At 59.7% G+C, this 23,712-nt stretch carries 31 protein-coding genes and 3 pseudogenes; 20 read left to right on the forward strand and 14 right to left on the reverse strand.

Going from position 1 to position 23,712, the window contains the following annotated elements; translation table 11 throughout:
- Positions 1-412 precede the first annotated feature (412 nt).
- The 6 genes and pseudogenes from CN933_RS03170 to CN933_RS32315 all read left to right on the forward strand — a co-directional run bounded on the left by CN933_RS03170 (position 413) and on the right by CN933_RS32315 (position 3,603).
- Entirely contained in the window at positions 413-1,303 is an 891-nt protein-coding gene (locus tag CN933_RS03170; RefSeq protein WP_146032655.1) for a hypothetical protein, read from the forward strand.
- A 225-nt stretch (positions 1,304-1,528) separates the two neighbouring features.
- The gene (locus CN933_RS03175; RefSeq protein ID WP_102761281.1) at positions 1,529-2,497 is read left to right on the forward strand and encodes a chitinase; all 969 of its coding nucleotides are present in this window, start codon (positions 1,529-1,531) and stop codon (positions 2,495-2,497) included.
- Positions 2,497-2,781: a hypothetical protein gene (locus tag CN933_RS03180; RefSeq protein ID WP_102761282.1), complete on the forward strand. Its 285-nt coding sequence runs from the start codon at positions 2,497-2,499 to the stop codon at positions 2,779-2,781. The genes CN933_RS03175 and CN933_RS03180 overlap by 1 nt, the downstream gene beginning before the upstream one ends.
- Positions 2,672-2,926 (forward strand): hypothetical protein, encoded by a 255-nt coding sequence (locus CN933_RS03185; protein ID WP_102761283.1) that lies wholly within the window; start codon positions 2,672-2,674, stop codon positions 2,924-2,926. Before CN933_RS03180 ends, CN933_RS03185 begins: the two co-directional genes overlap by 110 nt.
- A 59-nt stretch (positions 2,927-2,985) precedes the next feature.
- Positions 2,986-3,351, forward strand: coding sequence for a hypothetical protein (locus CN933_RS03190; protein ID WP_003528213.1), 366 nt, complete (start codon positions 2,986-2,988; stop codon positions 3,349-3,351).
- Positions 3,352-3,404: 53 nt separating this feature from the next.
- Positions 3,405-3,603 (forward strand): annotated as a pseudogene (locus CN933_RS32315) (hypothetical protein).
- A 28-nt stretch (positions 3,604-3,631) separates the two neighbouring features.
- Here CN933_RS32315 and CN933_RS03200 read toward each other — a convergent pair.
- Complete coding sequence (locus CN933_RS03200; protein WP_102761285.1) at positions 3,632-3,871, reverse strand: hypothetical protein; 240 nt, start codon at positions 3,869-3,871, stop codon at positions 3,632-3,634.
- A 191-nt stretch (positions 3,872-4,062) separates the two neighbouring features.
- On the reverse strand, positions 4,063-4,302 hold the full coding sequence (locus CN933_RS03205; RefSeq protein WP_102761286.1) for a hypothetical protein: 240 nt from the start codon (positions 4,300-4,302) through the stop codon (positions 4,063-4,065).
- A gap of 226 nt (positions 4,303-4,528) precedes the next feature.
- On the opposite strand from CN933_RS03205, the gene CN933_RS03210 reads away from it, so the two are divergent.
- The gene (locus CN933_RS03210) at positions 4,529-5,470 is read left to right on the forward strand and encodes a hypothetical protein (protein WP_102761287.1); all 942 of its coding nucleotides are present in this window, start codon (positions 4,529-4,531) and stop codon (positions 5,468-5,470) included.
- 450 nt (positions 5,471-5,920) lie between these two features.
- Here CN933_RS03210 and CN933_RS03220 read toward each other — a convergent pair whose 3' ends face one another.
- Entirely contained in the window at positions 5,921-6,106 is a 186-nt protein-coding gene (locus tag CN933_RS03220) for an EsV-1-7 cysteine-rich motif-containing protein (protein WP_102761288.1), read from the reverse strand.
- Complete coding sequence (locus tag CN933_RS03225; RefSeq protein ID WP_102761289.1) at positions 6,099-6,602, reverse strand: hypothetical protein; 504 nt, start codon at positions 6,600-6,602, stop codon at positions 6,099-6,101. The genes CN933_RS03220 and CN933_RS03225 overlap by 8 nt, the downstream gene beginning before the upstream one ends.
- Positions 6,603-6,736: 134 nt before the next feature.
- Here CN933_RS03225 and ligD point away from each other — a divergent pair, with 134 nt between their 5' ends.
- Positions 6,737-7,702, forward strand: a complete 966-nt coding sequence (ligD, locus tag CN933_RS03230; RefSeq protein ID WP_180980691.1) for a non-homologous end-joining DNA ligase — start codon at positions 6,737-6,739, stop codon at positions 7,700-7,702.
- Positions 7,703-7,849: 147 nt separating this feature from the next.
- Here ligD and CN933_RS03235 read toward each other — a convergent pair whose 3' ends face one another.
- On the reverse strand, positions 7,850-8,206 hold the full coding sequence (locus CN933_RS03235; protein ID WP_102761291.1) for a hypothetical protein: 357 nt from the start codon (positions 8,204-8,206) through the stop codon (positions 7,850-7,852).
- 579 nt (positions 8,207-8,785) lie between these two features.
- Here CN933_RS03235 and CN933_RS32320 point away from each other — a divergent pair.
- From CN933_RS32320 to CN933_RS03255, 4 genes and pseudogenes are all read left to right on the forward strand, one after another.
- Positions 8,786-8,881: pseudogene (locus CN933_RS32320) on the forward strand (Stf0 family sulfotransferase); the annotation flags it as partial.
- Between the two features lie 246 nt (positions 8,882-9,127).
- A complete protein-coding gene (locus tag CN933_RS03245; protein ID WP_080636511.1) occupies positions 9,128-10,027 on the forward strand; it encodes a glycosyltransferase family 2 protein in 900 nt (299 codons plus the stop codon).
- Between the two features lie 180 nt (positions 10,028-10,207).
- Positions 10,208-11,203, forward strand: a complete 996-nt coding sequence (locus tag CN933_RS03250; RefSeq protein ID WP_018095323.1) for a Tim44 domain-containing protein — start codon at positions 10,208-10,210, stop codon at positions 11,201-11,203.
- Between the two features lie 228 nt (positions 11,204-11,431).
- The gene (locus CN933_RS03255) at positions 11,432-12,154 is read left to right on the forward strand and encodes a pentapeptide repeat-containing protein (RefSeq protein ID WP_018095322.1); all 723 of its coding nucleotides are present in this window, start codon (positions 11,432-11,434) and stop codon (positions 12,152-12,154) included.
- An 18-nt stretch (positions 12,155-12,172) separates the two neighbouring features.
- On the opposite strand, the gene CN933_RS03260 is transcribed toward CN933_RS03255, so the two are convergent.
- The 3 genes from CN933_RS03260 to CN933_RS03270 form a co-directional block, all read right to left on the reverse strand.
- Positions 12,173-12,457 (reverse strand): hypothetical protein, encoded by a 285-nt coding sequence (locus CN933_RS03260; RefSeq protein WP_102761292.1) that lies wholly within the window; start codon positions 12,455-12,457, stop codon positions 12,173-12,175.
- The gene (locus CN933_RS03265; protein WP_018095321.1) at positions 12,454-12,783 is read right to left on the reverse strand and encodes a hypothetical protein; all 330 of its coding nucleotides are present in this window, start codon (positions 12,781-12,783) and stop codon (positions 12,454-12,456) included. Before CN933_RS03265 ends, CN933_RS03260 begins: the two co-directional genes overlap by 4 nt.
- 194 nt (positions 12,784-12,977) lie before the next feature.
- Positions 12,978-13,667, reverse strand: coding sequence for a LexA family transcriptional regulator (locus CN933_RS03270; protein WP_018095320.1), 690 nt, complete (start codon positions 13,665-13,667; stop codon positions 12,978-12,980).
- Between the two features lie 134 nt (positions 13,668-13,801).
- Between CN933_RS03270 and CN933_RS03275 the strand changes: the two genes are divergently transcribed.
- The 3 genes from CN933_RS03275 to CN933_RS03285 all read left to right on the forward strand — a co-directional run bounded on the left by CN933_RS03275 (position 13,802) and on the right by CN933_RS03285 (position 15,691).
- Positions 13,802-14,338 (forward strand): helix-turn-helix domain-containing protein, encoded by a 537-nt coding sequence (locus tag CN933_RS03275; RefSeq protein ID WP_018095319.1) that lies wholly within the window; start codon positions 13,802-13,804, stop codon positions 14,336-14,338.
- Positions 14,339-14,460: 122 nt separating this feature from the next.
- Complete coding sequence (locus tag CN933_RS03280) at positions 14,461-15,078, forward strand: hypothetical protein (RefSeq protein ID WP_018095318.1); 618 nt, start codon at positions 14,461-14,463, stop codon at positions 15,076-15,078.
- Between the two features lie 247 nt (positions 15,079-15,325).
- Entirely contained in the window at positions 15,326-15,691 is a 366-nt protein-coding gene (locus tag CN933_RS03285) for a BA14K family protein (RefSeq protein WP_026168639.1), read from the forward strand.
- Positions 15,692-15,704: 13 nt separating this feature from the next.
- On the opposite strand, the gene CN933_RS03290 is transcribed toward CN933_RS03285, so the two are convergent.
- From CN933_RS03290 to CN933_RS03300, 3 genes are all read right to left on the reverse strand, one after another.
- Positions 15,705-15,884, reverse strand: coding sequence for a hypothetical protein (locus CN933_RS03290; protein ID WP_018095316.1), 180 nt, complete (start codon positions 15,882-15,884; stop codon positions 15,705-15,707).
- Positions 15,885-16,047: 163 nt separating this feature from the next.
- A complete protein-coding gene (locus tag CN933_RS03295) occupies positions 16,048-16,248 on the reverse strand; it encodes a hypothetical protein (protein WP_018095315.1) in 201 nt (66 codons plus the stop codon).
- A gap of 1,148 nt (positions 16,249-17,396) precedes the next feature.
- Complete coding sequence (locus CN933_RS03300; RefSeq protein WP_026168638.1) at positions 17,397-17,804, reverse strand: hypothetical protein; 408 nt, start codon at positions 17,802-17,804, stop codon at positions 17,397-17,399.
- Positions 17,805-17,979: 175 nt separating this feature from the next.
- Between CN933_RS03300 and CN933_RS03305 the strand changes: the two genes are divergently transcribed.
- Positions 17,980-18,345, forward strand: coding sequence for a hypothetical protein (locus tag CN933_RS03305; RefSeq protein WP_026168637.1), 366 nt, complete (start codon positions 17,980-17,982; stop codon positions 18,343-18,345).
- Here the strand turns inward: CN933_RS03305 and CN933_RS03310 are convergent.
- A complete protein-coding gene (locus CN933_RS03310) occupies positions 18,342-18,746 on the reverse strand; it encodes a hypothetical protein (RefSeq protein ID WP_018095312.1) in 405 nt (134 codons plus the stop codon). The two genes, CN933_RS03305 and CN933_RS03310, sit on opposite strands and share 4 nt — an antisense overlap.
- Positions 18,747-19,084: 338 nt before the next feature.
- Here CN933_RS03310 and CN933_RS03315 point away from each other — a divergent pair, with 338 nt between their 5' ends.
- Positions 19,085-19,240 (forward strand): DUF3309 family protein, encoded by a 156-nt coding sequence (locus CN933_RS03315; protein ID WP_020487478.1) that lies wholly within the window; start codon positions 19,085-19,087, stop codon positions 19,238-19,240.
- 25 nt (positions 19,241-19,265) lie between these two features.
- On the opposite strand, the gene CN933_RS03320 is transcribed toward CN933_RS03315, so the two are convergent.
- Positions 19,266-19,607, reverse strand: coding sequence for a GFA family protein (locus tag CN933_RS03320; RefSeq protein ID WP_018095310.1), 342 nt, complete (start codon positions 19,605-19,607; stop codon positions 19,266-19,268).
- A gap of 142 nt (positions 19,608-19,749) precedes the next feature.
- Here CN933_RS03320 and CN933_RS03325 point away from each other — a divergent pair.
- The 3 genes and pseudogenes from CN933_RS03325 to CN933_RS03335 all read left to right on the forward strand — a co-directional run.
- Positions 19,750-20,523, forward strand: a pseudogene (locus tag CN933_RS03325) (terminase large subunit domain-containing protein); the annotation flags it as partial.
- A gap of 47 nt (positions 20,524-20,570) precedes the next feature.
- Positions 20,571-22,181: a hypothetical protein gene (locus CN933_RS03330; RefSeq protein ID WP_146032656.1), complete on the forward strand. Its 1,611-nt coding sequence runs from the start codon at positions 20,571-20,573 to the stop codon at positions 22,179-22,181.
- Positions 22,182-22,667: a hypothetical protein gene (locus CN933_RS03335; RefSeq protein WP_018095308.1), complete on the forward strand. Its 486-nt coding sequence runs from the start codon at positions 22,182-22,184 to the stop codon at positions 22,665-22,667.
- A 67-nt stretch (positions 22,668-22,734) separates the two neighbouring features.
- Here the strand turns inward: CN933_RS03335 and CN933_RS03340 are convergent, their stop codons facing one another.
- Positions 22,735-23,577, reverse strand: a complete 843-nt coding sequence (locus tag CN933_RS03340) for a glycosyltransferase family 2 protein (RefSeq protein ID WP_018095307.1) — start codon at positions 23,575-23,577, stop codon at positions 22,735-22,737.
- Between the last annotated feature and the right edge of the window lie 135 nt (positions 23,578-23,712).

Genomic DNA, 23,712 nt, shown 5'->3' on the forward strand with positions numbered 1-23,712 from the left:
CAGGCGCCAGGCCTCTAACCGCCCCGTCGCTGCGAGACGGCAGGACGGCTGCGCGGCGTTACCACAATGCGCCGTCAGTCTCCATTCGCCCATTCGGGCGAAGCAAACTCTCAATCATTCCAATCAGGAGAAACCGATGAGTGCCATCACCGCTCAGCGTTGTTCGCCTGGCGGTCGGCGGTGTGGACCTATTCCACGGTCGAGCTGGCGAACGTGACGGCCGGGTAGCGCGCGCAGCCGAGGGTCGAAGAGTTCATCGCGGAGCTGCCGGTGTTTCACTGGCCGAGCGTTTGAGACGACCGGTATCGGGAAAGGCACTGACGCGCGCAAGAGTTGATCATCACGGTACCGTTGCGTAACCAGAGCTAATCTACGAAGGTCGTTCAAGTCCGATTCACGACGCGAGGTATGAATGGCCGACCAGAAATTGAGAAAGAGGGTTGAGCGCCTTCTCTCCGGCGACATTCGCCCGCAAGATCTTATGACCCTCTTCCTTTTCGCCCGCGATCACTGCGATGGTCGCGAGGTCGTAGCGGACATCGGCCACTTTACTGCACACCACCTTGATCGCGATCGTGGCGTAACGGTTCGGTCTGCGCGGGAATGGTGCCTCCAAATGCGGTTTCACATGCCTCTCTTCGAAAAACAATCGGGGAGCGAGCCAAGAAATGTGGATGGCAACAGTTTACCGCCAGCGACGAGGGATTATCTGAAGGTCGCGGCGAACCGCATCGGCCACACCGCTTTCGAGAAACGAGCAGGGCTGTCGTTGAAGGCTGCCCATAAAACTCTCTGCTCACTGGCTGACCGCCTCGTCCCAAATCCCGACAACACATGGCAGATGCCGCCCGATTGGACTGACAAGGAATTCGCGGTTCTTAAGTGCGTGGTCTCGCTTATTGTTTCGAAACCTGCCTTCGAGCCCAAAGTCTTGACCGAAGGGTTTCTCGATACGCTAAAGAGCTACGGCCTGCTGACTAGGGAAGAAGTTCGCCAACACCGGAATACGCTGTCCCATTTGATCCAGCTCTTCGCTATCTCTGTCATGCACAGAACCAAGGTGATCATGGAGGATGGTGACGTGCTGCCGATCAATGCGTACGTCAACGCAGAGGAAAGGCAGATCCAATTGCTATGCGCTGTGAACGTTCCACTTCGCGGCAAGAATATTGCGGTGTCTGCGCCTATTTTTGTCGCTGACTTAGATGCGTTTGAACACTGCCACCCAGACCTCCTAGAGGGCGATGGCGAGATCAAAGGTGACTTAGAGATTTCCTCCGAGGGTGAATTGGTGCCCCTCTAGTAGCAGCGTTCCGGCGCTTTTCGCTTCGCTATCGTCCATGCTCAAGTCCGTTTCCATCGATCCAACGTAAAGCCCGTGAGGGTCTGCGCCCAATGACGAGCTTCCTGGCCGCATTGTAAAGGCGCACGCGACCAATGCCAGTTTAAGCCGGACCACCGCCCGTCGCCATTAAACAGCGTGGCTTAGCCCCCCCGACCTTTCACCAATGACAATCAGGAGACTTCAATGAGCGCTATCACCGCTCAGCACGTTCGCGCTGCCGCAAAGGGCAAGGTGAACGAGAGCAACCTCGCGTCCGTGCTTCTGGCGCTGGACAGGCACGGCGACCGCTTCGGTATGGATCGGCCGCACCGGCTCGCCCAGTATTTCGCCCAGCTCATGCATGAGAGCGGCGACTTCCGCTACGATCGCGAGATCTGGGGCCCGACGCCGGCGCAGCAGCGCTATGATACCAGAACCGATCTCGGCAACACGCCCGAGAAGGATGGCGACGGCTATCTCTACCGCGGCCGAACCGGAATGCAGCTGACCGGCAAGCACAACTATCGCCAGTTCCGAGACTGGTGCCGCGCCGCTGGCCTCGACTGCCCGGACTTCGTCAAGGATCCGGACGCGGTCAATTCCGATCCCTGGGAAGGCCTGGTGCCTCTGTTCTACTGGGATACGCGCGACCTAAACCGCTGGGCCGATGAGGGCGACGCGGAGACCATCACGAAGAAGATCAACGGCGGCAAGAACGGCTTGGCCGACCGCTTCGACCGGCTCGCCCGCATCTCGCTCGTTCTCCTTGGCTACCGCGGAGACAACGTCCTGCAGTTTCAGGCCGACCAGCGTCTTCAGGTCGACGGTGACGTCGGACCGAAAACACGCGCCGCGATGCATACGGCGCTTGTGGCGCTCACCCCGGGCGAAGCGGCACGGCCGGAGGTAAAGGCGGCGCCGGTGACCGAGGAGAAGCCAGTCCCGGTTCCTGTCACGCCGCCCAGCCTCGATGCTCCTTGGTGGAAGTCGAAAGAGGTGATCACGCCGTCTGTCATCGGCGGCGGCGCTTCGCTGCTCACCGCGATCGGCGGGATACCTTGGCAAAACCTCCTCCTGATCCTCGTCGCGTTCGGAGCAATCGCCGGCTTCCTCTATTGGAGGAAGAGCGCCGATCGGCAGGCGGTGGCGAAACAAGTCGAGGGGATGGCGTGATGTTCAGCCGCCTCTCTCTGGCCGCCGGCGCCGTTGCCGGCGGCGTCCTCGTCTTTTTCGGCATGCAGATGGTCAACGCGCTCTGGATCATCCCTGCGGCGAAGGAGGAGGGCCGGAAGCTCGAACGCGCCGAACTGGATTCCGCAACCAACAAAGCAATCGGAGAACTGCGAGATGAAGCTGATCGCGCTCGCTTTAACCGTCGCCTGTGCATTGAGCGCGGCCGGCTGTACGTCAACGCATCAGGTCTCTGCGTCGAAAGACCGCCTCAACCAGGCGGCTAGGGCAGTCGTGGGAACGTCCCTGATCGGCGCCCGAGGCGCAACGCCGGCCGATCAGGACAAGATCGACGAAACAGTCGCGGGGCTATGCGGCGCCCGCGCCTGGAGCCAGAGCGAATGCGCCCGCCACGACGCGGCGCAGCAGTAACCATCCAGCGTTGCATTTCGAGGGGCAGGGCATTGGCTGAAACACAGGAAACCGAAAAGATGGTCGCAACTCCGAAATGGAGGTTTGAATATAACCTCAACACCCTGGTGATCCTGTTCGGCTTTGCCGGCGGCCTCATAGCGTGGGGCGCGACTTGGGAGAGGGTGAACGCCAACCAGGATTCGCAGGCCAATTCCATCGATCGCCTCGACAAGCGCCTGACGGCTGCCGAAGTCTCCCTCCGGCAGATCGACAATCACGAACTCCGGATCTCGGCGGTGGAGAAGCAGGCTGCCGAAGCGGCGACGTCAATGAAGGCCGTCGAGAACACGCTCAACAGCCTTTCCATCGATACGCGTGTGATGCGCGAGATCCTGCAGAGGATCGAGGCCAGCCAGCGCGACGGCGCGCAGTTGCGGCGCTGACGTTGTATAATCATGCAATTGCGCGATGCGCGTTGACCTGATCTGATCTTCGCATGAGCACGAAACTAAGACTTGAAGCTTAAGCCATACCTCCTCGCCGAGCTTGACCAGCGCGGATATGAGGTGGTCGAAGATATGCAGCACCTGTCCGCAGTCGAGATGCTGCGGATACCCGGGATGGGTGGACGCGACTATCGGGAAATCGCCAAGGCCTTGGGGCGAGAGCCATTCCCTGATCAGAAGAGACGTTGAGCGCGCGAAAGCCGCTGGTTCGACGCTTTCATATCTCTGCGAACTCGGGCGGCCTCCGCCGTTCAGGAAGGCCGGCCGTGAAGTTGATGTACGGCACAGGGGCGCGGCTGTAGCTGGTGAACGACCATGTTCCCGGCCTCAGTTCAATGTCAAACCCACATTGCGCAGCTCGCTTAATGGCCGCGTTGAAGGTGTGCATAGCCTCCGTCAGTTGGCGCTCTGCCTCCTGCTCTTCGGCGGTCTTCGGGAACAGATAGATCTCGGCCATTTGCTCGGTTCCTTGCAAGTTTTTCCGGGTGCGAGCTTGATCCCATTTCCGCTGAGAGTACAATATCCGGAGCGACGTTCGAAGCGGTTCCCTTGGATGGAACAGGGCGAGAGCCCGACCCGGAGGAAGGTTAACGTCGCGATCGGAGCTGCAGCGGATCAGCCTCCAAATTCACTGCAGCTCTGTTTATGTCAGGCCATCTCTCGATCCCGAGGAGCGGGGCTGCCGCCGTCGTCGTCCCCGCCATCATCGTCCGGCCACCAGCCCTTCCAATCGTCTCCCAGCGCTTCCTTCGCCTGGCGGCCGTCCAGACGGGCGATAAGCGCCTGGAGCAGCTCGTGCTCCGAAATGCCGCTTTCGTCGGGCAGGTATTCGGCGATGTCTTTCTGGCAATCCCAGATCAGCTGCTTCATCTTCAGCGCGTCGGCCATGATGTGCCTCTGTTTTCAGCGACTAAATAAGAGTGCCCGCGCCAGGTGCGGCCGCGGGCACTTCCTAACAGGTTGGGGGAGCTGAATGCCGAATTGTTCGGCACCACAATAATTCCTCGGCAATGCCAACCGAAAATGTCGAAAATTCTTGCCTAATCGCTTTCGTTGCTGCGGTACAGGATTTCAACTATATTTCAAGAGGGGTTGTGGTGAGCGGGTTGGGGCAATGCAGGTTCGATTCCTTAGAAAATTAGCTTTTATAATCGCGCCTGCCGTTCTGAGCATTATCGTCTCTGTGTATCTGGTTCATTCCACGATCAGGTCAAGCCAACTCGAAGAAGAATTGAAGATCGCAAGACTGTCTCTCGAAATTGACCGAGAGCATGAAAATGTCCTTAGGCGGATGAGGGAGTTTCAAGCAAGAAACCCATCGGAAGTCATGATGGTTGCTTCAGGAGACGACAGAGTTTTGCTGTCAGTTCCGACCCAATTGATTTCTCAATCTCTTTTGTTGTCTGGCATTCCAACAATGAATGGGGAAGGAGAGGACACCGCGCTCCGGCAGATGCGGAGTTTGGGCGAGACGATTCAATCCCTTCCAGACGGAAAAGTCGCTTTGAATGCGCCGACGCAAATGACAGTTGGTGAACCAAGGGAGATAAGTGCCGTCGTAGGAGTCGGCGTGCCCACGGAGGAGCTTGCCGAAGTTTTTCGAAAGGGGGACCAGCATTTTTCGGCAGATGCAAAGGTATCCCATAAAATGGTGGCGCGTTTGACAGGTGCCAATTTCAAAGTCGAAGAATATACCACGGGTCAGCAATTGATCGCTCTCGGGAATCCGACCATGTGGAAATGGAGGGTGACCGCTTCGTTAGAGGGTACCCAGACGCTGACCGCGATGCTTTACGCTGTGGTGACGAATGGAAAGGACGATGTCGAGGTCCTGATCGATACCTACGACCAAGAAATCACCGTCGAAGTCAAGCCCATGACCTGGATGGAGACGTTTTCGGCGATAAAGAACAGCGTGAAGGAGGCGTGGGAGATTTGGCTTGCTGTCGGTGGTCTGGTTTCTGTGGTGGTGGTATCAACTCGTAGCCGACTCAAGAAGCTGTTTGGTTGGCCCGAGCGGGCGCCTAGCAGCGAGCCCCGACCGGGACAATCTTGAGACCATACCTCCGAAGAAACTGAGGGTGTTAAAAGCAGAAGTCCCGCGTGAGGAGGCTCTTAATTTCCTCCAGATCGATCTGAAGTCGGGCATTTTCGTATCTCTTATTACTTTGAGGAAGAAGAAGACGATCGCCCCGGTAGAACCCGCAAGGCCGAGGACGCGACAAGGATTTCACGGATGTACGGAACGGAGGCCACGGCGATGATGAAGCCTGCCGAGCCGCCAACCATTGTTGCTCTTGTTTCCGCAGCGCGAACGTCGGAGCTTCGACTGCAGCTCGTCAGGGGTGCTCTGGCTGCCGAACCTCGATGCGATCGCCCAGCGGTTCACCCAATTGCGAAAGTCACACGCGGCGCAGCGCGCGCCAATATCTGATCCTCACCGAGATCGGCAAGCCGCAGCTCCCCGATACCGTCCGGATAGCTCCCGCGGGTGTCAGGTTCCAGGTCAATGCCGCGACTGTGCCTCATGGCGCGACTTCCATTCCGGCTTATGCTCTGAGCAGAACCAGTTCGGTTCCGCCCGACCGACGGCGAAGCCGAAGCTGCCCCATGTGGTGCAGCCCGGGTGTTCGCAGTAGTGGACATAGGGTCCGGTCTCGTAGTGGGGCTTGGCGCCCAGTTCGTCACTCATCCGGATCGCCTCCTCGTCCTTCAGAGCTATGGCGGCTCGTTTGGGCTTCAAGGTTTGGGCGCCCTCGGCCGGCGCCAAACTGCTGCTCGAATGCCTTTTCCCAATTCGGATGACAGGAGGTGCTTACGTGCTTCAGCGGCTCGAAATGGTATCGCGCCAGCAGTGCCGCCGATATTATCCGCGCCATTTCCTTGCGCGCACGTTCTGCCTTCAGCCGATCGCGATCGCAGGCGGCCCGCCGCAGTTCGAGCGGGATCGAGTAGAGCGTCTGGGTAACGAAAGGCGCGATCGCCGGAGATCGCAGCACCGTCTCGACGTCGAATATCGCAAAGGCACCGAAGGATTCGGCAATTCCCTTGGCAAGTTCCTGGACGCCGCGCACCTCGACGGGACGGCGATATTGGTCAAGGCCGGCATAGGCCCGTTTCTGGTGAGGTGGCAATACAGTGAGATCGACTGCGATCGCGCTTTCGATTTCATCTTCGAGTGTTCGCATTGTGCGCGCCTTTCCGTTTGGTTCGCCCCTGATTGATGGAATGGCGCGCCGCATCGCCGTTGAATGTTCCTAATATGTTCTCTAAGCCGAAAGAGTCAATTCGGCTTTTTGCGGGCCTGTGCGTTAATGGGCTAATGGCCAGAGCATCCTCAAAGAAGCCGCGCGATATCCCTCCGACCGATCCCATGCCGGCGCGCATCGATCCCTGCCTTGCGACGCTCGTCGACAAGCCGCCGAAGGGGCCGGACTGGGCCTATGAAGTGAAGTGGGACGGTTACCGGCTTGCGGTCCACATCGAGCCGGGCCGGGTGAGGGTGCTCACGCGCGGCGGCTACGATTGGACCGATCGCTTTCCGACGATCGTTGACGACGCTCGGCGCCTGGCCGTAAAAACCGCCATCCTCGACGGGGAGGCGGTCGTGCTCGACGACCAGGGCCGCTCGGATTTCGGCATGCTGCAGCGGGCGCTTGGCCGCTTGCCGTCGGCGGTCGAAGCCGGTGCGATCGTCTTTTATGCCTTCGACCTCCTTTATCTCGACGGCCGCGACCTTCGCCGGCTGCCGCTGCGCGAGCGCCGGCGATTGCTCGAGCCGCTCGTCGCTGGCCGGGAAGGGGCCGTCCGCCTTTCAGAAGAGGTTCAGGCTGATGGTGACGAGTTCTTTCGCGTCGCGTGCGAACACGGGCTCGAAGGCATCATCGCCAAGCACGTCGAGAAGCCCTATCGCTCCGGCCGCGGCGAGTGGTGGCAGAAGATCACCTGCAAGCGGCGCGACAGCTTCGTGATTGTCGGCTACGAGCCGTCGACCGTTCCTGGTCATATCGGCCGGTTGCTGCTGGCGGCGCGGAAGGACGGACAGCTGGTCTACGTCGGCGGCTGCGGTACCGGCTGGTCAAACGAGCTTTCGCGAGAGTTACGCAAGCTGCTCGAGGGAATGGTGACGAAGTCGCCGGCCGTGGCCCTTAGGAGGAAAGCCGCCGTCTTTGTCGAGCCGGTGCTTGTCGCCGAGGTCGAGTATCGCGCCTGGACCGACGATGGAAAGCTGCGGCATGCGTCGTTCAAAGGGATAAGGTCGAGAGAGGACGAGGCGGCATTGTTCTAGCTCTCCGAAGGTATCGAGGAATAGGCGTAACTCCGCACGAAATCGTGCCGTGTCCGCTTCACTCCCCGTTACCGTGAGATTACTCGATCAGTACCGCGTTCGCACTCATGCTGGCGTAGGGAGGCGAAGTCGCAGCATCGTCGGCTGCTACTCACCCGTTTGTGGGTTTCTTGCTCCTTCGCCCTGCGCTTTCCCCGAGCCTGTCGGACCACTCTCCTTGGAGCCAGGCGCTTTGGCTCCGTTTTGCGGCCCGCCCAACCAGTCTTTTGTACCTGCCGTCTCCTTCGCCTGATCACCGGTTCCGGTGGGCACTACGACTTGCTGCCCGTTTTGTTGATAATCGGCTTGGGTCTCGTGGCCCCGAAGATTTTCTTGAGATTCTGCCTCTGGTGGTTTTCCCCGGCCAGACCAGGTGGAAGACGTGCCATGGCCGGAGGCGGCCGAATATTCGGGCGGGTCTTGGATTGTCTTCTTCGCGGGAGGAGTTTTAGCGTTTTCGGTCATGACGATCTCCACTGTTGCGCGTTGTTGGATTGGTAGGATGGCCGGTGCTCATTTGAGCCGGCGTCGTCCAGAGGGGCGGCGTGGTCGTCTGCTGCATCGACAGTCACCGAGCCTGGCATTCCTTTCAGTCACGCTCACGACGTCATTAAGCTATCAGGCTCGCGGATGAAAACTACCCTGCGTTTTAATGGTGCGCGCCATTTTACCGTCGCAAGTTGTACTTAGAAACCCAATACCAAACATCCGCAAGAGTGAATCTGGCCGCGAGAGGGCGGAGGTGGCAGTGTTCGAAATTCTTGTTGCAGATCAGCCAAAGAAGACCTAATTTGCGGTTTCCAATTCACGAAACGTTCCGCGTTTTCAGGTGTAGTTATCGCACGTAATTGGAAACGGCTTTACTTAATTTGCAGGCTGTTCAGCGAAAAATAGATTACTCTTAATCAGCGGGTCCACGGTTCGAGCCCGTGATCACCCACCAAAAACCTCAAATTCTCTGGGAATGCAGCAATGGTTCGGCCTACGCCCTGATGGCTCGGGCTCAGCTGACGAGCGGACTTCGCATAGTCGCCACAGCCTCTTGCCTATGACCGGCGGGAGCACATTCCGGGAAAGATCAAGAACTTCGTCAAGCTTGGCAGCCGGACCCTGCGACCGCGGCACCCGTTTGCATTCTAGGCCGACGGTTGTGCCCTCGACCGGCGCAAGCTTCGCGGTTGCGGCGGAGTTGAATTCGCGCACCGATGCCGATAAACGCTTCCTCTCGCAGCGGTCGATCGGGAGCAGACCTTGAAAGAACTTCACTATCCTTTTCGCCGAGCTGAGAGCGAGCGGGTTCGCAGAGGGATATTCGATCGCGTTCTTACCCGTTACGAAACCTACAAGCTGACGGCGCGGGTCCGCAAGCGGAAGCGGACGATCGAGATGTCGTGCCTGACGCCGGGCGGGCAGCGGGCGCTCGGCAAAGACGACATCCCGCTCGTGTTCAATACGCATAACGACCGGAAGCTGCTGCCTTCGTTTCTCGCGCACTACCGAAGGCTCGGCGTTACCCGCTTCATCTGCGTCGATGACGTATCGTCGGACGGGACGCGGGACTACCTGCTTGCGCAGGCGGATGTGGACCTTTGGAGCTCGCCGGTGCGGTATCGCGATGCCCGCAGGGGGCGTGAATGGCGAGAGGCTCTGTTCGAGCGCTATGGCTGGAACCGGTGGTATCTGAATGTCGATTCCGACGAGTTCCTGATCTACGAGGATTGCGAGAACCGGCCGCTCGAAGCTCTTCTGCGGGCGCTGGAGAGCAAAGGGGAAAAGCGCCTCGCAGCCCCGATGCTCGACATGTATCCGATCGGACCGCTCGGGGCTGCCACGCTCGACAGCGATGATGGCCGCATGCCGTGGGAAATCGCCGATCATTTCGACGGCTCCGGATACGAGATCAGCTATACGAAGCGGGCGATCAGCATCACGGGCGGCCCGCGGAAGCGCAAATTCGCCCATCTGCTCGAACTCATCAAATATCCTGTCATCTTCTGGGACAGGGAATGCAGCCTCGGCGTCAGCATTCATCAGCCGTTGCCCTGCGAAAGGAATTTCACCGCCGTCGCCGGTGTGCTGCTGCACTTCAAGTTCTTCTCCGACTACAAGGAAAAGATCGAACAGGCAGTCGCCGACGGGCAGTATTTCGATGCTGCGGCCGTCTACCGCAAGATGTTTGAAGATCTTCAGGAGGCCGGTGAGTTCGACTTTTCCGATGCGTGCTCGACGCGGTTCTCGAGTTCCAGGCAGTTGCTCGAACTCGGCTTTATCGGACCCGTGCGCTAGCCGTAGCCGCGTCCGAGGCATCGGGAGGAACGGCGCCAAACGCCTCAATCGGTGGACAGTTTACCGTTAGCTCACACCGAATACGAGGAAAGACGGGGCAGCACTCTTAAATTCCTGCGCCTCTGGCTCTATATGACCTCTTATTGACCGATTGCGGTCGAGAGACAGGGAAGGGTGGAAATGCAGCGTTTCGGACGTGTTCTGGCCATTGCGGCAATCGGTGTTGCGGCGATGATGACGGTGGTCGACGTCGCTGAAGCGAGGCGGGCAGGCGGTGGCTTCGGCTCGCGCGGCAGCCGGACCTTTTCCGCCCCGCCGGTCACTCGGACGGCACCGGCACCGGCCGCGCCGATCGACAGAACCATGACACCGCGGCAGAGCACCCAGCCTTCGACCGCGACCAATCCGGCCAGCCAGAACCGGACCAATGCCCGGCCGGGCTTTTTCAATGGTTTCGGCGGATCCATGCTCGGCGGTCTCATGATGGGCGGTCTGATCGGCATGCTGCTCGGCCATGGCATCGGCGGCGGCATCGGCTTCCTCGGCCTGCTGCTGCAGGTCGGCCTCGTCGTTCTGTTGATCTCCCTGGCAATGCGCTTCTTCGGCCGCAACCAGCGTCCGGCCTATTCGGCGCCCGCTGCCTCGGCCCGCTCTTCGGCGGCAGCCGGCGCAGCGCCGTCCTTCCGAATTCCGCGGATAGGTGAAGCCATGGGTGGTGCTGCCACAGGGGCGTCCGCCGCCGCACCGGTACCGGTGCAGACAGATGAAATCAGCGTGGGCCAGGACGATCTCGATCGCTTCGAGGCGATGCTGAAGGATGTGCAGGCTGCCTACGGAGCGGAGGATTATGCGGCGCTGCGTCAGCTGACCACACCCGAAGCCATGTCCTACCTCGCGGAAGAGCTAAGCGACAACGCAACAAAGGGTCTCAAGAACGAAGTCCGCGACGTTCACCTCGTTCAGGGCGACCTCGCGGAGGCATGGAGAGAGAACGGTACCGAATATGCGACGGTGGCCATGCGCTACGAGAGCATCGACGTGATGCGTGACAGGGCCACCGGCAGGGTCGTGAGCGGCAATGCCAATGAGGCGACAGACGCCGTCGAGATATGGACGTTCGCGCGAAAGCCCGGCGCCGACTGGCAGGTATCTGCCATCCAGGGCGTCGAGGCCTGAACGCCCGCCAGCCTGACCGCCGGGCGGCAAGCCTGCCACCGGCATCACGATCCGATCAGAAGAAGGCGAAGATCGGCTATTGACGGCGCCGCTCTTTGCCGCTCTTTTCTGACGGGCGGATTCGCCTTAACATCTTGAATTCCGGTTGAGTTCTGCGCGGTGGTTCGTTCAGTCCGGCACGTGTCGGCCTGCTGATCTTTCGCCCGCAGCCGATCGAGGAGCGGCGATATGACGAAGCTTGGCAAGACGGGTGGCAGCGCGCGTACAACGTTCTGCGCTGCGGCGATCACGGTGTGGGCCCTTGCCGCCGGCGTCGCCGCAGCGGCGGATTGCAAGAGCGCTGCGGGACCGGGCACGGACTGGCAGGACTGCAACAAAAAGCAGATCATGCTGGGTGGTAGCGAACTCCCGGGAAGCAATTTGTTCAACACCGATTTTACGATGACCGACCTGCGCGGGGCCAATCTCACGTCCGCTAATCTGGAGAAGGCGACGCTCGTTCGTGCTTCGCTCGCCAGGGCGAAAGCGGACAAGGCGAATTTCAGCAGGGTGGAGGCCTATCGCGGCAACTTTTCAGCTATCTCTGCGGAGAATGCATCCTTCGCGAGTGCCGAGCTGCAGCGCACCGACTTCAGCGGAGCACGGCTGGCAGGCGCCGACTTCGAGAAAGCGGAACTCGGGCGCGCCAATTTCGACAAGGCCGTACTAACGGGCACGCGCTTCGCGATGGCCAATCTTTCGCGCGCCAAGCTGAGCGGTGCGGTTCTCGAAGGACCGATCGATCTGGATCGCGCCTTTCTTTTCCTGACGAGGATAGAGGGCGTCGACCTTTCCAGAGCGTCCGGGCTCACACAGGAACAGGTCGATCTCACCTGCGGTGACGGCGCGACCAAGTTGCCGTCGGGACTGGCCGCGCCCGCTAAATGGCCGTGCCCTCCCGACGACGATTGAAGCGTAAAGGCGGGCGCCTCAACGATCATCGTTCGGTGCCGCAAGCTCGGCGGATACAAGCCTGAGACCCGGTCGTGCCTGCGGCGACTCCGCGCCGACTCTCCGTTGCGGCCGATCGTCCTGCGCCGCCGCTTCAGCCAGATCGTAGCCGAGAGCGAAGGCGATTTTCTTCAGCATTTCGCGAGCGCGAAACTCGTGACGGGCGATGGCCTGGCTTTCGGTGACGAAGTAGGCGGCACTGACAGCCTCGATGAGATTGAGGGCAGCGAGATTGATGACGGCGTATGTCTCGGCGCGGATCACAGGGCGCCTCCGAATTGCTGCCGGGGATTGTGCGTACCGAGCTGCCGCTGGACCTGGCTCGCATCCGCGCCGCTGCCGAACTCACGCTCGCGATTGAGTGCGAAGAAGGCGTCGTCGACGAGATCCGTCGCGGGCCGGGCTTCACGCTGGAAGACATGCCCATCTGCACCAAGATGCCAGGCGAGCGAAGCCAGACTGGAATAGGCGGAGGAGAGAAAGCACTTGAGCGCCATCTGGTTCTGCGCGTCGGTCGAACGGAGAAAGTCGGCGGCGAAGAGTTCGTCGACCTGGCCATGAAGATCGGATCTGATTCGGGGGAGGGACATGTGGCGCTTATTCTCCTCGTATCGCTGCCGGCGTTCGTCCGCCGTGCAATTCTGCCCTGTGTTCACCCAACATTGCATCCGACACGATACATGTCAACACGAATCGTGTTGAATTGGCCGACATGGGGGATGTCGTTGGGGTGCGACAAAGGAATAAGCTCGCTGGTCGACTCCCGCCTGGGGTCTTTGCGTTCTCAGGCGTTGCCGGCGAGCGCGATATAATGGACGGAGTGAACGGTACAGGCTTCGAAGCGCAGTTCCTTATGGGGGTTGAACTGCTCGAGAACCAGTTCGGAGCTGTTGTGGCGCACGAACTTCTTGACGTAGGCCAGCAGGGCCCCGCCTTCTTCCAGCCGAATCTGAGCGATCACGTAGTCGCCTTTCCGGACGCGGCGGCTGGGATCAACGAAGCAGACCTCGCCGTCTTCGTAACGCGGGTACATCGAATCGCCTGAAACCGAGACCGCATAGGCGCCCGAGATGTCCGAGAGTATCGGCGGCGCCATGACTTCGTACAGCACGTTGCCGTTCATTATGAATTCACCATCAACCCCGCCGACTGCCTGACCGAAGACCGGGATCTTTTCCCCCTGGCCGATTACCTTGGCGCCGATCCGGGCGTTCGGCGCGTCGACTTCGACCATTGTCGAGCCGGTCGCGGAGCCCGTGGAGCTTCGGCGGTTGGTGCCGGTCAGCAGCCAAAGCGGATCGACATTGAACTTGCGGCCGTAGATCTCGGCTTCGCTGAGTTCGAACTCATTCTGCCCATTCTCGTGGGCGCGATAGGTCGAGGCCACGATGCCCAAGGCATTCGCTGCGTCGGAGGCGAACCGGTACCCCGCTTTGACGCGCGCCTCGCGCAATCTTTCAGCTCTTTCGCTCATGATACGGGACTTAGCAATGTTGATAACATAAATCATGTTGACACCACGACATTATAGATGTCATTGGTAAAGTCAAGTCGCGGCTGCGGAGGCACCGCGACTGCTGGGAGCACGGGAAAGGGAGTTCAAGAACAGTGGCGGAGAATTCGGAACTGGCAAGGCAGACTCGACACTATCGCGGCGTACGGGAGCGGCTGGCCCGCCCGAGCGAAGCGATGGGCAGATCTGCGCGCATCAAAGAACTCGAAGGACAATTGGTCGACCTTGCTTCCGACAACGAAGCGAAAGGACGGCGGATTGCGAGACTGGAAGCCGATCTCGCCGATGCGGAAGCGCGGCTGCTCGCGCAGGCCCGAATTCTGCTTGGCAGCCGAGATACCGGTGCGTCGAATGTGGGCGGCCGCGACAGAGCGCCGATCGAGGAAATCGTTGCCGCCGTGCTCGAGGATTTTCCCGGTGTGAGCTGGGACGACATCATCAGTGTGCGCCGGGAGCGCCGGCTGGTGAAGCCGAGGCATGCCTGCATGCGCGCGATCTATGAGCGCCGCCGGGATCTCTCGCTGGCGGGGATCGGCCGCATCTTCCATCGAGACCACACGACCGTGCTTGCGGTCGTGAATGATGGCGGCGCCGGAAGCCGGACAGCTTCCAGAGATGACACCTTCGGCTGAGCCCTGCGGCGGCTCGCATTCCATACCCACCCTCAGTTCACCCTGAATACCGTCACGTCCCGCCGCTTCACGGCAGGTCGCCCGCAACGGATGTCTCAATCACCACGCTCGAAAGGATTCCCATGTTGACCAAGGCTCAGAAATTGCGTGCAAAGCGCAAGGCACAACTCGGACGGCCGCGGAAGGCCAATGCCGAGCGCTTTGCATGCGGCAAGATAAAGCCGGAGTGGTCCAAACAGGAAAGCGAAAAGGAGGCCATGGCTGTGGCGCTTGCAGCGCGCAAGCGCATGCATGGCCTAGAGACCAGAGGCGCGCTTGCCGGCTACACGCTCGGCCGGCTGTTTCTAGACGGGCGGATTACCGAGCAGCAGCGGGAGGCGGGCGACGACTACGCGGCGACGATGGTGCGCTATTATCATTTGACGGGCATTCCGTTTCCAAGCATCAGGGCCCAGCAAATCGGCCACGTAAGAGGACATGCAAGCGAGCCGAGCGAGGCCCGCGCCGTGAAGGCGAAGAACGCGGCGGAGAGAATGATGAGGCTTGAAGGCCTGTTGCTCGGATGCGAGGAGGGGCGGCAGGTGAAAGCCACCGTCTTCAACGTCTGCGTGATGGATTACGAAGGGTTGAGAATGATGCCGGAAGCCCAATTGGATTGGCTGAAGCGGGGCCTGAATGCCCTCCTCTTCGAAAAGGGCTTGCGCGAATATGGGAAGAAGGATATTTCGCTTACTCCATAATAGGAATAATATCCTATAGCTCGATCCGGCCTAAGCCGGTTCAGACCGTGCCACAAGAATGCCGGGCAAGCCGTAGTCCCAAAAACCGCTGCACTTTTGGGCGAATAGAGATTAAATGCTTTCAATGCGAAGGTGCCTCGAACCAGCATGTCGAGGCGCATCGACCGTTTCCCCGGAGCAGAAAGAAGGTGAGTCCGTGAAAGCTTCAGCAATGCTCGCCTTTGCGGTGATTGCCGTAGCGACAGGTATGCTACCGGCGCAAGCCCAGACGTGCAGCACGGGAATTTGCGCCGGTCGTCCCGCGGGCAGCAGCAACCACGATCTCTTTATCGAGAGGGAATACCGCGACTTCCTGCAACAGCGATATCCGAACTACGGCTCCCGCTATCGCGGCAGGGCTCCCGACATTGGCATAGGCCCCGGTGCGACGGTGGGAGGCCCTTCGCCCCGGGCGGTGGACAGATCGCGCCTGCGCCAACGGCAAAGGGGGCAGTTCGACGCCAATGCGCATCTTCGCTGGTGCCAGGAGCGGTACGCCTCGTATCGCGCTGCGGACGACACGTTTCAGCCCTTCGACGGCGGGCGCCGCCGGTGTAACTCGCCTTACAATTAGAGGGAGTAACCCCTCAGCGCGTTTTGCGCAGGAGCTTCATTGCGACGTAAGCCGCGGACTGCGCCTGAAGCTGAGTGGCGAACTGACCCTGGGCCGGATAGGTGACGCCGCGATAGCTGAGGACGAAGGCCCAGCGCCCGTTCGTTCGCTTTTCGACCCTGATTTCGGCATCTGGCTTGTTATCTGGACTCACCGCAGTTTTCCTCGTTCGCCATTCAGCGCCGGCATGACCCCGGCGCGAGTAACTTGCGCATCCGGCGGCGGAAAGCAAGAGTTCGCGGCGGTGCCCGGCATGCCTGAAGCGCTGCCTGCCGCACCTGTAAATGGTCCAGTGCAGGTTTGAACGTCGTGCCCGGTTACTCGACGGATTTAACCGGGCCGAAACGCTCCATGACGAACGAAGTCTGGACGCCACCCTGCAGGCGGTCGGTCTTTTCAAGTTTTACGCTGGCGAACTGACCGGATTCGGCGAGGGGCGTGCGGTGCCAGGCCGTGGTGACGAACAAGCCGGCACCGACGATGAAACCGACGGCGACATAGATCCAAGGATTGCGCATGGACGAAGCTCCTTCTCTCGGGAAGGCAAATGCATTGCGGGCTGTCGTGGTTCCCCGACGATCGGGATACTGGCCTAAATTTCAGTCTCTATAGTAATGTTCAAAGCAATGTGTTTTGCCTCGGCACGAAACGTCGTCCGACATCGAGCAACGATAGCGAACCGATCGCTGCCGTTCATCCGAGACATCATTATCGAAATATATACCCAAGCCCTCAAGCATCAGCCTTTCAGGATTGAAGCAGAGGCCAATGTCTTATGCAAGGAAATTATAATATACATCTGTACAACAAAATTTGAGCGGCCTCTTCATCAAGCAGGCATCCGAGCAGCGGGTTCATAGCGGCCTGCGCGTTGGCAGCAGCAGGCGAACTTACCTCCTGCGGTCCGCCGTGAGACATCGGAGAGATTTCCCGTGGGCAAATCGAAAAACAAGCGCTCTTGGCGTGACGAAGGCTTGCGCACCGAGAGGCATTTGCGGTATTCCATAAATCAAGGATAGGAATTTTATCCTCTCAGGGCTTCAGCATTGTGATACCCGCCGCGGCTTGTTTGATCTCATCGTCCCTGTGCTCGTCACAGGGTCCAGTGAAACCAAGCCTTGGCCGAAAGAACGCTTCCCGCGCCGCAGACGCGGCGCTGCTGGATTTCTGTGACAAGCACAGAGAGATGAGAGTGGAGCAGGAATTGCAATCCTGCTCCGATCCTGCGGAGGCGACCTCGAAAACGTCCGGCGCTCCTCTCGGCGCGGCGTGCTCCTCACTTCCAATTCATGGTTCACGGCGATGCCGCGCGTTCCAAGACGCCGCGGCGCCGTGTGCGGCCGGCGATGCGCTTCCGCGTCACCCGAATCCGCGAGGCGGATTCTGCGTGAAGACGCGTTGACCCCAATATCTCGCATGATCCAGGCGCCAGCGGCGCCGGGCGAGTGGGCGGCATCGCCGGCCGCAAATGAATTTGATCCACCGCAATACCCGCGAAACGCAAATGTTCATGAGGAGAAGTCCATGAGTGAAAGGAAGGGCCAGCCCCTCCTGGGCCAACGATGACACTTAAACAGGCGTTATCGAGATGGCGGGAACAGGCGGCATCCAACATGCTTTCCCAACGGATCCGCTTCAGAGATCTGGCTTCGGCGATCGGAGGCGGTTAGCCTAAGTACTCGACTGCTATGACGAGGTTGCCGAAGAGTATCTGCCCCGGGTCGCCTGATGCTCTCGGGGTGTAGTAAAGAGGAACGACGCGGGGACGTCCGCTCCAAAGGCGCAACGTAGGAAAACCAGTGTGGCTCACGCAGCAGGCATCCTGCTGCGAGGGGTCGTTCCAAAAGCTGAACGTGTAAGATGAGGCCGACATATCCCGCAACTGGATCACGTGCTCACCGATCGGCACGAAACAATCATCTTCTCCATCGCACCAGCCGCTCGTGTGCTCGAAACTTCTGTCAGGCATTTGAAGCCAGGCCTTCACGAAGTATTGCGGTTCGCCCCGTTCCCCCGCAGAGGCGGAGATCGTCGATGCGGCAATGAGAAAGGCGGTGGCGAGGCTTCGGCGCATATTCCCTCCTGGCGTGGCGGTTTTCTCTTCGATAAACGAGGCGGCACAGTCCTGTTGCGCCAATCTGATCCGGGATTCTGGCGCAATTATGGATTGCATATGGCGGAAAGATTGTTCCAGAAATTGTGGTCATTAGCTGCCGGCCCGAGAAGGACGAGGAGCGGAGAAATTCATGATGAAAGATCAGAGCGCCATGCCGGAGGCGGAAGCGCCGGACGCGGCGGGCATGCCGGCTGCGAGAGGTGAGGGCAGCCCGCTGGGGAGCAGCTTTCTCGGTGCCGTGCGCACGGATTTCGCCCAGCATGGCAGCGAGGTCATCGCTCGCATTCGCGACGAGAAGCCGGAAGCCTATCTGAAGCTCGTCGCCTCGGTTCTGCCGAAGGACCTGAGTGCCGCAACCGGCGGGGTTGACGATTTGTCGGACGAACAGATCATCGACCGGATCCGCGCGCTGGACGCTGCGATCCGGCCACTGCTTCCAGCCAGGAAGAGGGCAGGCGGCCTGCGAAAGCGCGTGCCGCCTGCGAAAGTGCAGCTTTAATGCGTCGGCGCCACTCTTGCCGAGACAGACGCTTCGCTGCTCGAGAAGATGATGACGGCAAAGAGCAGAACGCCGGCGAAGGCGATGAGCGACGAAACGGCGACGATCGGCTCCACGGCCGTGTTTCCGGAAAGCATCAGGTAGAGCGACGGGATCAGGACGGCCACCCCGAAGGTGTAGACTGCGTACTGAATCACCGCCAGCCGCCTTGCCGCCTTTTGAGGATTAAGCGCGTGGTAGCCGCCGAAAATCGCCATGGTTACCCAGCCGAGCAGATTGGCGTGGGCATGGGCGCCCGTTGCGGCATGGTTGCCTGTGATCGACATATGCAGGCCGATCGAAATGCCCAGGATCAAAAAAACAATCGCCGTTCTGAAATAAAGATTTGCAATACGTGGCATCGGTTTCCCCTCCGAGAAAAAAAGAAAATTAGCATGTTCTCATGCGTATGAGAACATGCAGATAAAAGGCCCTTTCACGCCGCCTCGCTGTTCCAGATGTGACAAATCGGAAAACGAGGACCAGGCTCCCAAGGAAACTGCCCGTTCTGATTGAGTGTTGCCCGCATATGGGTCGCGTGGGGCGTGGAACATATTCTGACTTCTCGCATTCGTAGGATGAACGATGTTCTTTGTAGCGCACCCACATCTTCGGAGGCGCGCAAAAGTCGCTGCAGAAACTCGATTTGGCGCGTGATTTCGTTCGCAGAAATTTCGATCGTGCAAGGGAGAACCGCAATATGCTTGGCACCGTCCTCCTCATTATTCTGATCCTGCTTTTGATCGGCGCCATTCCGGCCTGGCCCTACTCGTCCGGCTGGGGATACGGCCCTTCGGGAATTCTCGGCGTTCTGGTCGTGGTCCTGTTGATCTTGCTCTTGATGGGCAGAATCTGAAGGCCCGAGGCACAGAGAGCCGATTTCACCAACTCGCGCCGTCGATAAGGCGGTGCGGGATGTCTTCCCAGACCGAACGATCGAAGACGCGCATGTTGACCCCCATGCGCGGTGAGCTGCGGCCGGCCGGCGACCAGTGGGTTATGCAGCCGCAAACGCCGCAGTGATGCATGGTCAAGGTCCTGTCGCCTTGGACATATCCGACGAGCTTTCTTTCAGGATCGGTGATGCTGACCTCGCTGGAAGGGTAATAGCCCCAAAGCGTGCCGAGCCTGCTGCAAAGCGAGCAGTTGCAATCGCCGAGCGTCTCCGGGCGGACGGGGACCGCGACGCGGACCGCCCTGCAATGGCAATGGCCTTCGATCATGATTTTCTCCCATCGGCGCTTCGTATGTCAGCACGGCATTGGGGACATTATTGATCTTATTCCGGCGCAGTCCAGCAAAGACGAAGCGATGCTTACGCCGGCTACGACCGCAATTCGCAAAAATATAGAGGCGTGATCACGGATGAGCGTATCCAACCCATCCGAGGGGACAATTGCGTCCGGCCTTTCCGCGATGCTCAGGGAACAGATGCTGCTGATGGCGGAGCTCCACAGGCGGCAACGAACGAATATCCTTGCCGCCTACCGGCCCTATGCCAAGCAGCGGGAGTTCCATGCGGCGGGCGCGGCTTTTCGCGAGAGGCTGTTCATGGCCGGCAACCAGCTCGGCAAGACGCTGGCCGGCGCAGCGGAGGGGGCGATGCACCTGACCGGGCGCTATCCCGACTGGTGGCAGGGCCGGCGGTTCGACCGGCCGATCGTCATGCTGGCGGGCTCGGAGTCCTATGAACTGACCCGCGACGGCGTGCAACGGCTACTGGTCGGGCCGCCCCTCAACGAGGAGGAGTGGGGCACCGGATTTCTCCCGAAAGCGGCGATCAAGGCGACAACGCGCCGCGCCGGCGCTTCCGGTGCTCTCGACAGCGTGACGGTGCGGCATGTTTCGGGCAGAGCCTCGACGCTGCTCTTCAAGGCATACGAACAGGGGCGCGCCAAATGGCAGGCCAATACGGTGGATTACGTCTGGTTCGACGAGGAGCCGCCGGAAGACGTCTATTTCGAAGGGATTACCCGCACCAATGCAACGCGCGGCGCCATCGCGGTCACCTTTACGCCGCTCAGGGGCCTGAGCGCGGTCGTGGCCAGGTACCTCATGGAAAAATCGCCGGATCGCGCGGTGATCACCATGACGATCGAGGATGCCGAGCACTATACGCTCGAGGATCGCCAGCGGGTGGAGGGACGGGGGCGACCTCGGCAAGCGCAGCGCGGACCAATCTCGGATTGGCGATCGGTACGAACGTGCAGGCCTACGACGCCGGCCTGCAATCGATTGCCACGCTCGCGACTGCCGCCGACAGGATGATCTACACAACGGCAGCCGATGCCTATGCCACGACGGCGCTGACGCCGTTCGCGCGCACGATCCTCGGCGACGCAGACGCAGCGGCGGCGCTGACGACCCTGGGTGTGTCCGCTTTCGCCAAAGCGCTCCTGGACGACACGGATGCGGCTACCGCCCGGACGACGCTCGGAGTGGCAATCGGAGCGGACGTGCAGGCCTACGACGCGGGCTTACAGTCGATCTCCGGGCTGACGACCGCCGCAGACAGGACGATCTACACGACCGCATCGGATGTCTATGCGACCACGGCGCTGACGCCATTTGCGCGAACGATCCTCGACGACACCAGCGCCGCTGCCGTGAAGACCACGCTCGGCCTTGCGGCAGTGGCGTCGTCCGGATCGGCCTCGGATCTCAGCTCGGGAACGATTTCCGACGCACGGCTTCCGGGCTCGATGGCGGGCAAGAATTTCTCGTCCGGCGTAAGCTTCGCCAATGCGGTTGCTGCCGGGAACACCGATCTTTCGAAGCATATCCAGCTCTACAGCGGTTACGGATTCACGATCACGGGTTCGACCCTGAACTATACGGTCCCGGCCAACTCCTCTCATGTGTGGAACGTCAACGGAACGGAAGTCGGCCGCCTCAATTCCTCGGGCCTGACGCTGGCAACACCGCTTGCGCTCGCCGAAGGAGGTACGGGCTCGACGGACGCCGCGACGGCGAGGTCCAATCTCGGTGCGAACAGCGCTTCCAATCTCACGACCGGAACCATTCCGAACGCCAGAATTGCCGGAGCCTATGACGGCATCACGACGCTCGGCCAGACCGGCACCCATACGATCACCACCCCCGGCGAGGCGATACGTATCGTTGGCCCCGCCTCCACCGACGATCCGTATGTGAGCTTCTATAAAGGGGCCACTCGCCAAGCTTATATCCAGCACACCGACGGCACGGGGGTGAATCAAGGGTTTCGCATTTATAACGATACGGCGACCGGCGGCGACACGGCCCTCACACTGAAGAATTCCGGCGGCGTCGACAGCCTGGAATTCCAGGTCAACGGCGCCGAGCACGTCGTCTATCACTCCGGAAATCTATCCTCGGCCGACCTCAACTCGATCTATGGCTACACGCCGGCGAATTCTGCAAAACAGATCATCGCCGGCAACGGCCTGACCGGCGGCGGCACGCTTGCCGCAGATCGCACCCTGACGCTCGGCACGCCTGGCGACATTACCAACTCGACGACAAACTCCGTCACGTCTACCAGCCACACCCATGCCCTCGGGTTTACTGCGGCGGAGGTCTATGTTGGAACTGGTGCCAACGACACGAGCTTTCCGCTCGGCCATATTGTGGCACTGGGTAACGACGCCAACATTGCACGCAATGCCTCCGGCACCCCCACCCTCCACAATTCGATCAACAGGTACTACGTCCCATCGACCCACCCGAGCGCCGGAGCAGCATTGGCGGGGACCTGGCGCTCACGCGGAGTAGTCAATGGCAACGGCGAGTACAACATCATGCAAAGGGTCGCTTAAATGGAAAAGTCGATTTTCGAGGTGGTCACCGTCCACAAGGTCACGGATACGCCGACCCCTGGCATCTACGACCTTGATCTCACGTTGAGGATCAACGGCGTGGAGGAACGTTTCGAACACTACGTTTCCACACCTGACGACTCGATCGGTGCGAACCCAGCAATCCGTACCTGGATGAAGCAGCATCCGGACTTTCCGGTTCAAAGCTATGTACCGCCGACGACGGAGCAAGTCCGTGCATCGCTTCCGCTACTGACCACCCGTCGGTTTCGTCTAGGCCTCGTCAAGAACGGGTTTACTCCGGCTCAGGTCGCGGCCGCTATTGAGACAGTGCAGGAAGGTCCTGAGAAGGAGGTTGCGAAAATTGAGTGGGAATACGCCACCACATTCAACCGCGCGCATCCGCTCATAGACCTCATTGGCACCGCCCTCGGCCTCTCGGACGAGCAGATTGACGCAATGTGGTCCACATCTGCCGACCTCTAGCCTGTCCTGTCACGGATCGACATACAAAGCTGCGCTGTGGCAACGAAACAATTGCCATCAAATGACATTAGAAAATCCAAAAAATCTTATACCGAGTCTTTCGTCGCGCGTCGTTCCAACACATCCGAAAGAATTTCATCCGGGTCGACCAGCTGACATCTGGAAGCTTTTTTACCAGATTGTAGCAGCCTTTAGTATATTTCAGTCTCTGAGTTAGGCGATCTCGAAAACTTTTGGCCCCATAACGCGCCTCAGAGCCAGATCCCTCTGTGAAGTCGAATGTTGGTCCGTCGACGTACACTACGAGGTCGCGGACGACAAGTTCTGAAACGACGTATGATGCGAAACACCAAGGATTTCCAAGTTCGAACCAGCGTTCCATGAGCATTTCTTTTGCGCTGGCTCTGTACAGACCGTAGATCCACTCAGCCGGGAACGTTAGATTTCTTGGAACCTTGCCTGATGCGTATTTACTTGTGAATTCGAAGACAGAGTCGTCCGGGGCTTTGATTCTGGACCCGCTTCGCCCTACCAGCTTCGTCGAGCATGCGGCAAGAAGCTTTCCGGGATTTTCGTCAAGTGCTTCAACCAAGCGCGCGAGAAAATCCGGCGACGAATGGTCATCGCATGCACGCAGGCAAAAATATTCGCCACGTTCGGCGCCGAGCCGGACTGCTCTCGCGAAGTTATCGATCGCGCTTACATGTTCTGCGCATTTGACGACGGAGAAGCGTTCATCCGACCGGCAAAATTGCTCGGCTATGTCGACCGTCTTATCCGTCGATTTATTGTCGAGAATGATTGCTTCGAAGCCATCGAACGTCTGTTCGGCAATGCACCGTAGACTGCTGGTGAGTGTCTTTTCGCCATTGTAGACGGGGAAAACGACGACAACCTTCGGCTTGGGCACTGATTTTATCTCTACCGTTCAATCAGTCTTGCACATATCCAATGGCGCAACGATCCGCAACGGGCGTCCATGGCGAGAGCGCCAGGCGCTTCTTCGGCGGCAGCAAGCTCGCAACGGACGAAGGCCTGTTGAGGA

The sequence above is a fragment of the Sinorhizobium sp. M4_45 genome (assembly GCF_002885915.1).
Lineage (GTDB): Bacteria > Pseudomonadota > Alphaproteobacteria > Rhizobiales > Rhizobiaceae > Sinorhizobium > Sinorhizobium meliloti_A.